This window comes from Streptomyces sp. NPDC126510, assembly GCF_040302345.1.
In the GTDB taxonomy this organism is placed as follows: Bacteria; Actinomycetota; Actinomycetes; order Streptomycetales; family Streptomycetaceae; genus Streptomyces.
Genome location: NZ_JBEORR010000083.1, coordinates 1 through 6612, shown reverse-complemented (window position 1 = coordinate 6612; position 6612 = coordinate 1). Strand labels below are relative to the sequence as shown.

Annotated in this window: 4 protein-coding genes and 2 pseudogenes; 2 read left to right on the top strand and 4 right to left on the bottom strand. The window is 68.4% G+C overall.

The window, feature by feature from the left end:
• Positions 1–138: 138 nt before the first annotated feature.
• The 3 genes and pseudogenes from ABTX60_RS42925 to ABTX60_RS42910 form a co-directional block, all read right to left on the bottom strand.
• On the bottom strand, positions 139–855 hold the full coding sequence (locus ABTX60_RS42925; RefSeq protein WP_352102031.1) for an MOSC domain-containing protein: 717 nt from the start codon (positions 853–855) through the stop codon (positions 139–141).
• 692 nt (positions 856–1547) lie between these two features.
• On the bottom strand, positions 1548–2423 hold the full coding sequence (locus tag ABTX60_RS42915; protein ID WP_352102030.1) for a nuclease: 876 nt from the start codon (positions 2421–2423) through the stop codon (positions 1548–1550).
• A 639-nt stretch (positions 2424–3062) separates the two neighbouring features.
• Positions 3063–4219: pseudogene (locus ABTX60_RS42910) on the bottom strand (FAD-dependent monooxygenase).
• Positions 4220–4290: 71 nt separating this feature from the next.
• Here ABTX60_RS42910 and ABTX60_RS42905 point away from each other — a divergent pair.
• A complete protein-coding gene (locus ABTX60_RS42905) occupies positions 4291–4848 on the top strand; it encodes a TetR/AcrR family transcriptional regulator (RefSeq protein WP_352102029.1) in 558 nt (185 codons plus the stop codon).
• A gap of 95 nt (positions 4849–4943) precedes the next feature.
• On the opposite strand, the gene ABTX60_RS42900 is transcribed toward ABTX60_RS42905, so the two are convergent.
• Complete coding sequence (locus ABTX60_RS42900) at positions 4944–5573, bottom strand: class I SAM-dependent methyltransferase (RefSeq protein WP_055702157.1); 630 nt, start codon at positions 5571–5573, stop codon at positions 4944–4946.
• A 36-nt stretch (positions 5574–5609) separates the two neighbouring features.
• Here ABTX60_RS42900 and ABTX60_RS42895 point away from each other — a divergent pair.
• Positions 5610–6521, top strand: a pseudogene (locus ABTX60_RS42895) (IS5 family transposase).
• Positions 6522–6612 lie beyond the last annotated feature (91 nt).

Sequence of the window (6612 nt, the reverse complement as noted above, 5' to 3'; positions counted from 1 at the left end):
CATAAGCCGACGACTCACCCGCGAATCCACCCCGAACTGGCGCGACACCTGAACCTCGAACGAAACAACCCCGCTGGGACAAAACGCTCTTTAAGGCCCGGTCACATGTCTGTCGTCGCCGACGCGACCGGCGCCGGATCAGGGCCGGATCACCGTGACAAGGTCACCGACGCCGAGGGTGCCCGGAACGGTGACGGTGCCCAGTGCATCCATTCGCATGGCGTGCGCCTGGGCGATGGTCTTCAGCACGAGCGGGGAGTGCGGCAGGTCCTGCTGGGACTCGTTGACCATGACGCAGTGCTCGCTGGAGCGCACGAACGTCGCGCACACCGTGGTACCGATGCGGACCTGGGAGCCGAGCCACCGGTCCTCCACGAACGCGGGTGTGACCGGTGGCGTGCGGATGAGGAGGTTGGGCCGGAACCGGCGCTCGTCGACCGCAATGCCCGCCAGGGCGGTGCGCATCCAGTCGAGGGTGGCGGTGCTCAGCACGCTCAGCGCAAGCTGGTCGAAGTGCGAGACGGCCCCCTCACGGGCCACCTCGACGTCGCCGCGCCGCAGGTAGCGGCGCAGGAAGGCGGTGGTGTCGGCCACCGGCACTCCGTCCGGGTCGAGCAGCTCGGGCTCGGGCAGGGGTTCGGCTTCCGGGCAGCGGGAATGCAGCCGCAGCAGGCCCGGCATCCTGCGGAACCGGCGGGTGTTCTTGCCCGAGCCGAACCGGCCCTCAGCGTCCCGCACGGCATACAGCCGGTCACCCAGCAGACCCCGCTCGTCCACGTCCACCGACGCCAGCCGTTCTCCCCCCATGGACTTGATCGGGTATCGCCAGATTCGCTCGATGACGCCCAGTCTCATCCCCGCCCCCTCCTTCCCGGCCGACGGCCGGTTCGGCATGTCCTGAACACTCAGTCAACCGTTTGTAGGGCATGAGCTTGCGGCCGGGCCCCGAGGGCCCGGCCGCTGTGCTGTCCGTGCAGGGGCGGCAGGATTTGAACCTGCCTGGTTCAGCCATGGCCCAGTGCCCAGTCACACAACTCGCTGGCGCTTCACCGGTAGCCCGTCACGTGCAGTTTCAGCTGTGTGTGCACGGCGAATGCCTTGTCGGTGTGGTCGGCGGGGTGTTGGGTTGTTGCGGTGATCGACTCTGAAGATTGTGAGCAGCAGGCGGCGGTCTGCCGCCTGCTGCTGTACTACCTCAACAGCTCCCCTGACGGATCTTCGACTCAGAGGAACCGGCCTCCTGCTCGCGGTCCTGGGCACCGCAGTCGGCGTTCAGGACTCCGTGGCCGGCGCCCGCCTTCTCAACCGGGTCATGGTCGCCTCCCCGATCCGCAAGACCTGGGGGACGGCGGCTACCGCAAGCAGTCGAGCACGCCGCTGCCCTCGGCCATTTCGCTCGACTCGGCCGGGGGCCGCGCCGGCGGCTGGGGACGCTGGCCGGCAGACCGAGGCGAGCCGCTTGTCCATTTCCAGCCGGAACGTTTCGGATCTCTCCTTCCCGCCGGTGTACGGGCTCGCCCGGTGCGCGGGCACACTCGATCCGCGGGTCAGTTGTCGAAGACGATGTCCTCGATGTTATGCGTCCAGCGGACCTTGCTGTCATTGACCTCGATGATGAGGTCGAGGCCGGTGCTGGTGTGCCCGGTGGAAAGGATGGTGAACGTGTCGGCCTTGCGACGCAGGAACACCACGAAACCGCCGAGGTCGGGATCTCCGTCGTTCAGCAGCACGTACTCGCCGAGCCGCCGGTAGAACTTGGGCAGGATGACGTCCTTGCTGACCTCCGGAGGGCCCACGACCACCGTGGCCTTCTGAGTCTTGTCGAGCGGCCACAGACCCTCGCCGTCGGCCTGGGCCTTCTTCGCGGTCGCGGTCATGTCGTTGCGCAGGTCGGGGAAGAGGGACCGGTAGAAGGTCGGGTAGACGAAGCCCTTGGCGAGCAGTTTGTGGTTGACGGTCTCGTGCAGCATGTCCGGCGTGAAGAAGACGTTGCCGTCGGCATCGGCGTCGGGTCCAGCCCCGGGCCCGGTGAAGGCGATGCACCGGCCGAGCGGGTCACCGCCGCGGGTCAGGACGTATCCGCGGACGGCGGCGGGGTTGGTGGGGGCCTTGACCTCCCCGCTCGGAGTGCGCTGTACGGGGTCGAACCCGAGGAGGCGCAGCAGTTCGGCTGCCGCCCCTTCGGCCTGCGCCTTGGGCTGGTGCAGCACGCCCCCACCGACGAAGGGCGGATCGAAGTGCGTCTCCAGGGCGTCGATGCCCTCCAGGCGCAGGTTGGCGCCGCCGGGACCGCGGATCTGAATGGGAACCGGGCCGGGGATCGTGCCCCAGACCGCCGGGTCGTCCGGGTAGAACCGGACCGTGTCCCCGTCGGGGCTCGTCCCCACGATCCGGAATTCGCCTTGGATGCGGGTGTACGGCATGAGGGGCCTCCTCACGGAGTCCTGGTAGCGGCCGGAAAAGCGCGGACGGACGCCGCACGGCCACTCCTCACTATGCGTCCGCGGCGTCCGAGGGTCCTGTTGGCGGTTCAACGTCTGCGAAGGGAGACGTTGAACCGCGGGCGCTCACGGGGTCCTCACCGCCCGCGATACTCTGCGGCCGGCGGGTCGTCCAGGCTGCAGAGCTCCCAGAGCGGCCAGTTGCCGCTGTGGTTGAGCACGATGGCGCCGACGCCGGCGTACGGGGCCCTCTGTACGCCCCGTACGTCACCGAGCTGATCCGCCGCCTCGCTGGAGATGGACCCGGATCACCGAACTCGTCCAGGCCGTCCTGACCTTTCAACTGACAGTTCAGAGTGAGGATGGAAAAGGCTCAGTGGATGGCCGCCGCGACTTGGGTCCTGCGCAGGGATACTTGCTCGACGTGCTGTCGCCAAAGAGGGAAAGCGACTTTGTCCAGCGATAACGTGGCCGGCGGCCTTGTTCTCCTCGGGGTGTGCAACCTGGTACTGGCTCTCAACACCTGGTTTCGCCGTGAACTGTGAGATTCGGACCGAGAACTCGCGACTCGACTTGGCGCCCAGAGGGTGTCTGGTCATGAGGTGGCGGGCACGAGCTGGATCAATTCAGCGACGGCGGGACCCAGGCGTGATGACGCAGGATCATACGTGTGGCGACTTGGGATGGTGTCAGTCGCATCACCGTATTCCGCAGGGTGATTGGCCAGTGGGTGGGAAAGCTGGTGGCCCATTCTGCCGGCCTGCCGGGCAGCCCGTGCGACGGCCTGGCTGCGGGGCCGGCGCTCGGCGTCGTAGCGCGCGAGTGCGGCCTCAACGGTGGGCTCGGTGCCGAGGGCGGCGGCAAGGGTGACCGCGTCCTCCAGTGCCTGGCAGGCACCCTGTCCGAGGTTGGGGGTCATCGCATGGGCCGCGTCGCCGAGCAGCGCGATCCGACCGACCGCGTATGAGGGGAGCGGCGTGCGCAGTTCAATCACGTCGTGATGCAACACGGCCTCGGGCCGGGTCGCGTCGAGCAGGGCGGGGATCGGGTCGTGCCAGGAGTGGAACCGTCGGAGCAGTTCGGTCAGGGGGTCGGCGAACCGGGTGCCGGCGGGGTGGCTGAGGACGGCGTGCCACTCGGCCCGCCCGTCCCGGAAGGCGATGTGCCCGAACTCCGCGCCGCGGCCCCAGGTCAGCTCGAAGTCGGCCCGCAGATGGACCGCGTGCTCGGTGATGGCGCGCAGCACCGTCGAGCCGCTGTACCGGGCCGGGATGGTCTGGGAAGAGACGGCTGCGGATTTTGCTGCCGATGCCGTCGGCCGCGACCACCAGATCGGCGTTCAGGACCGCGGCGTCGCAGGCGACTTGAACCGTCCCAGGGCCGGTCTGCTGAACCCCGGCCGCCTCCGAGCCGATCGCCAGTGATTCGGCAGGCAGGGAGTCGCGGAGCAGTCGGTGCAGGGCGGAGCGGGGGATGCCCATGATCGGTGTGCCCACCGCCTTCTCCAGCGCCGGGCCGTCAATCCGGGCCAGCCAGCCGCCCTGGGGCGTCCGCGTGCCGCCGCTGTACTGGCCCTGCGATGCATCCCGAACCGCCGCGCCTACACCGAGTTCGTCCAGCGCCCGCAGGCCGTTGGCGGCCAGTGAGATGCCTGCCCCTGCGTCCTCAAGCATGGACGCACGCTCGAGGACCGTCACGCCCCAGCCGATGCGGTCCAGACCGATCGCGGCGGCCAGCCCCCCGATGCCCCCTCCGACCACCACTGCCTTGTTTCCCATGCCGGAGCCCCTCCTTCTACATCTGTAGAAGCGCACCTTATCCCGAGTCTCTACGGGTGTAGAAAGGGGCCATGGCTTCGGATCGGCGCACTTTTCTGGCAGACGCGGCTCTCGACGTGCTCGTCGAGGAAGGGATACGCGGCCTGACCCATCGCGCCGTCGACCGGAAAACCGCCATGCCGCTCGGCACCACCTCGGCCTACTTCCGCACCCGTGCCGCGCTGCTGACAGGACTCGTAACCCGCCTGGTCGAACTCGACCAGGCGGAACTTCAAACGATGGCCGAAGAGCTTCCACCCCTGCGCACCGTCGAGGAGTTGGTGGACGGCATGGTGCTGCTCACCCGGCAGCGACTGACCGGCGAGGGGCGCCGTCGCTCGCTCGCCCGCCATGCCTGCGCCGTCGAAAGCGTGCGCGCCCCTGAGCTGCGGGAAATCCTCGTGCCCCGCGAGAACGCCGGCCGCGAGGCCGTCCGGCTGTTCCTCACCACGCACGGCGTCACGGACGTCGAGAACCGCACCCACACTCTGCTGACCTGCATCGACGGACTGGTCTTCGACCGACTGGTGAACGGCGGCGAAGTACCGCGCGAGGCTCTCGACGGCCTGGTCGCCGCCGCGCTGCGTTAGAGCCTGTCTGACAATTCCCGTCCAATCAGCGAGGTTCGGCTGAGTTGGCAATCGGGAGGTGCGCCGACCGTCCGGCGGGGATTACCGGGCAGGGCCTACGAACGGCGGGCCAGCAGATGGGCGTCGAGGAAACCCCTTTCGGAGGCTGGATCGTGGAGCAACCGGGCGAAGGGAACGAGCCCGGCGTCGGCCAGCAGTTCGGCGAGGCGATCCGCCGGCCAGCTGTAGGCAGGCGCCACCTTGTGGTCGAAGCGGACCGGTTCTTGTTCGTCGGTCCCGAAGAAGGAGACCAGGAGCAGGCCATCCGGCGCCAGGACGCGTGCCTGCTCGGCGAGCAGCTCCGGCAGTTCTCCCGGAGGGGTGTGGATCATCGAGTAGTGGGCCAGTACGCCGCCGAGCGCGGCGTCCTCGATCGGCAGGGATTCCATCCGCGCCTCCTGGAAGCGCAGCGCCGGATGGGCCTGCCGGGCGTGGTCGATCATGCCGGGGGCGAGGTCGAGTCCGAAGGCGTCCAGGCCCAGTTCGTGCAGCATGGCTGTCAGATGTCCGGGACCGCACCCGACGTCCGCTGCCCGCGGGTTGCCCGTCGCGCGCACCAGTTCGGCGAAGGTGCCGATCATGGTCCGGGAGAAAGGCTGTGTCTCCAGCCGGTTTGCGAACAGCGATGCGTACAGCTCGACGACTCCGTCGTAGGCCGTCCTGGTCTCGTCCTGATGATTCACCACGGGCAGGACTCTATAGCCGGTCTGATAATTGATCTTGTGGTAGGTCGAGGTGAGTTGACGGATGCGGCATGGGGGCGGATAGAGCCCCTTTTGCCCCAGGTGGACGGACGGGGCCGTCCGTGGCGTGATCACCGGCAGGTGGTCCACGGCGTGCTGTGGCGGCTACGGACCGGGGCTCCTTGGCGCGACCTGCCCGAGCGGTATGGGCCGTGGCAGACCGTCTACGAGCGGTTCGCCCGCTGGGAGGCCGATGGCACGTGGGCGAAGCTGCTGGAGCATGTCCAGGTCCATGATGACGCGGGGGGCCGGGTGGAGTGGATCGTCGCCGTTGACTCCACGATCAACCGGGCCCACCAGCACGCCGCGGGCGCCCGTAAAAGGGGGACGCAGACAGGGACGAACTGGAAGATCCGGGCCGCTCGCAGGCGCATCAGGCACTCGGTCGGTCCCGGGGTGGGCTGACCACCAAGGTCCAGCTCGCCGTCGACGGCCGGGGACTGCCGCTGTCGATCGTGCTCACACCCGGAAACGTCAACGACGCCACCGCGTTCGCCGACGTCCTCGACGGGGTCCGCACCCCGCGCGTCGGCACGGGCCGCCCGCGCACGACACCGGACCGTGTGCTGGGTGACAAGGCCTACTCCAGCAGGGCCATCCGTCATCTGCTGAGGCGTCGGGGCATCGCCGCCTCGATCCCCGAGCGCCGCGACCAGGTGGCCAACCGTCGACGCAGGGGGCGCTTCGGTGGCCGGCCACCCGCCTTTGACAGGGAGATCTATCGCGACCGCAACGTGGTCGAACGATGCTTCGCTCGCCTCAAGCAGTTCCGTGCGATCGCAACCAGGTTCGACAAGCTCGCGGACCGCTACCGCGCGGGAGTCGTCCTAGCCTCCCTGATTCTCTGGCTCCGCGAAACGGCCAGGTGATCATTTGTCAGACAGGCTCTAGGTGTATTGACCCGCAGGGTTGTTTACGCGGCTGATGGGTGGGTGGCCGCCGAGTGCGGTGTGGCAGCGGTGGTGGTTGTAGGTGTGCAGGA